This is a genomic window from Tepidiforma sp. (assembly GCF_026419595.1).
In the GTDB taxonomy this organism is placed as follows: domain Bacteria; phylum Chloroflexota; class Dehalococcoidia; order Tepidiformales; family Tepidiformaceae; genus Tepidiforma.
On record NZ_JANZZD010000056.1, the window covers coordinates 1 to 2,703 of the forward strand.

At 67.9% G+C, this 2,703-nt stretch carries 3 protein-coding genes; all 3 read left to right on the forward strand.

Features of this window, described 5'->3' with window-relative positions:
* The coding region (locus tag N2041_RS14195; protein WP_297679232.1) for a hemolysin family protein at positions 1-1,245 on the forward strand (1,245 nt) is incomplete at its 5' end.
* 34 nt (positions 1,246-1,279) lie between these two features.
* Positions 1,280-2,170, forward strand: coding sequence for a GTPase Era (era, locus tag N2041_RS14200; RefSeq protein WP_297679233.1), 891 nt, complete (start codon positions 1,280-1,282; stop codon positions 2,168-2,170).
* 244 nt (positions 2,171-2,414) lie between these two features.
* Positions 2,415-2,703, forward strand: a 289-nt coding sequence (locus N2041_RS14205) for a hypothetical protein (protein ID WP_297679234.1), incomplete at its 3' end; no start/stop codon positions are given.

Consider the following 2,703-nt stretch of genomic DNA (forward strand, 5'->3'; position numbering starts at 1 on the left):
CTCCTGTTCGGGGCGCTGCTTGCCGCCGTCGGCTCGCTCCAGCTCCTCTATCTCGAGTCGCTGCGCCTGCGCACCCGCGAAACCCGCGCCCTCGCGCACTTCAAGGAGGAGCTTCAGCCGCGGCTCGGCTTTGAAACAGAACAGGGCGCTTTTGTTTTTTCTTTCATCAAGCACACGCTCCTCGTGCTGTGCGGCGCCGCCTTCGTCATGGCTTCGGGCGGCGCCTCGTGGACCGGCCGCCTGGAGGCCGCCGTCTCGGCCTGGCTCGTCATGGTCGCCGCCTCCTACGTGATTCCGCAGACGCTCTGCCGGCGCAGCTCCGGACGCTGGATGTCGCCTCTCGTCCCGCTCTACCGGCTGCTCGCGCTCCTGTTCCGCCCCGTCACGGCCAGCCTCGCCTTCCTCGAAAAGCTCTTCGAGCTCGGGCAGCCGGAAGAGGAAGAGGCGCCTTCCTCCGGCGCCGAGGAAATCGAAGCGCTCATCTCCGCCGGCGAAGAGGAGGGCATCCTCGAGCGCGAGGATTCGCGCCTCATCCAGAACGTCGTCGCCTTCGGCGACAAGCGCGTCCGCGAAGTCATGACCCCGCGCCGCGAGATCGTCGCCATCGAGGTCAGCTCCTCGCTCGACGACCTGCGGCGCCTCGCCCGCGAGCAGCAGTTCTCCCGCATCCCCGTCTACGAAGGCTCCATCGACCGCATCATCGGCTTCGTTCACGTGCGCGACCTCTACGAGCTCGACGAGGAGCAGCGCCGCACGAAGACCATCCGCGACCTCATGCGGCCCATCGAGGCCGTGCCCGAGACCAAGCCCGTCGCCGCGCTGCTCCGCGAGATGCAGGAGCGCGGCATCCACATCGTCTACGTCGTCGACGAATACGGCCGCCTCGCCGGCCTCGCCACCATGGAGGATCTCGTCGAGGAGGTCTTCGGCGAAATCCGCGACGAGCACGAGCCCCAGCACGACGTCGAGCGCGGCGAGGACGGCTCCATCACCGTCTCCGGCGCCTTCGACCTCGACCATCTCCACGAATACTTCGGCTTCCGCCCCGGCGACGACGTCGAGGCCACCACCGTCGGCGGCCTCGTCAGCGAGTGGCACGGCTCGGTGCCGAAGCCCGGCGAGGTGATCGAGCAGCAGGGGCTGCGCATCGAGGTGCTTTCCTCGGACGACTACCGCGTCGACCGCGTCCGCATCCGCGCCTCAGAGTCCCCGGAGGAGAAGCAGGATCGTGAAGCGCAGGGCTGAAAAAACGCAATCGAAAAAATTTGTTTCGGGCTTCGTGTCCATCCTCGGCCGCCCGAACGCCGGCAAGTCGACCCTTCTCAACGCCCTCGTCGGCGCCAAGCTCGCCATCGTCAGCGACCGGCCCCAGACCACGCGCACCCTCGTGCAGGGCGTCTGGACCACAACTTCGGCCCAGGTCGTCTTCCTCGACACGCCCGGCATCCACGACGCCGACACCCTTTACAACCGCTGGATGATGGAGTCCGTCGCCGAAGCCCTCAGGGATCGCGACCTGCTCCTGCTCGTCATCGACAGCACCCGCAAAGTCTCGCCCGCCGACGAGCGCACCGTGGAGCTCATCCGCAAGAGCGGCGCCCCTGCCCTCGCCGTCTTCAACAAGGTGGACGCCGTGCGGCCGAAATCGCTGCTGCTGCCGCTCATCGACCAGTACCGCCAGTGGCACAGCTTCGAGGAATACCTCCCCATCTCCGCCCTCACCGGCGACGGCCTCGGCGAGCTGCGCGAGGCCATCCTGAAGCGGATGCCCGAAGGGCCCGCCTGGTATCCGGCCGATCATCTCACCGATCAGCCCGAACGGTTCCTCGCCGCCGAAATCATCCGCGAAAAGATCCTCCACCTGACGCGCGAAGAAGTGCCCCATTCCGTCGCCGTCACCATCGATGCCTGGGAGGATTCTCCAAAGCTGCTCCGCATCCTCGCCACCGTCCACGTCGAGCGTCCCGGGCAGAAGGCGATCGTGCTCGGCGCGCAGGGAGCGAGGCTCAAGGAGGCGGGCACGGCGGCGCGGCTCGAGCTCGAAGCCGTGCTCGGCAGGAAGGTCTACCTCGAGCTCTTCGTCAAGGTCAGCGAGAAGTGGCGCGAAAATCCGCGCTTCCTGAAAGAGCTCGATTGGCGCTCGATGCGCGGCGCCGACAGCGGGGAATGACATTCCGCCCCCGGCGGCAATTGCCCTGCATCGGCCCGCGCCCGGGCGGGTTCCGTCATTCCGCCTGCGCCCGGTCTGCGCACTCCCGCGGTTGCCGCCGTCATTCTGCCCGATGCCTGCGCCGGACCAGCCGCGGGCGGAGCGCGGCCCCCGGTAGGTCGGGAAATTTCCGCGGCGGCTCATCCTGTGAGCCTGCCGCTCCCGCACGCTGAGGCCATAGGAGGTCTTTCTGCAAGTGATTTCCATGACCCGCAGAACCATCTTCCCGCTGCTGTTGGCGGCGCCCGCTGCGCTTGCCGGAGTCGGCAGCAGGGAAGTCCGCTACCTCGGCGGCATGTGGACGGACGTCCCGGAAGGCACGGAAGGCCGCGTCGAGCTGACCGGCGACGCCGCCGTGTTCCATTTCGCCGGCAGGTCCTACCGCCTGCCGTATGCGAGCATCCCCAGCATCGAGTACGGCCAGAAAGTGGGCCGCCGCATCGGGGCCCCCATCGGATGGGGCGCCACCACGCTCGGCCTCGCCGCCCTCCCCA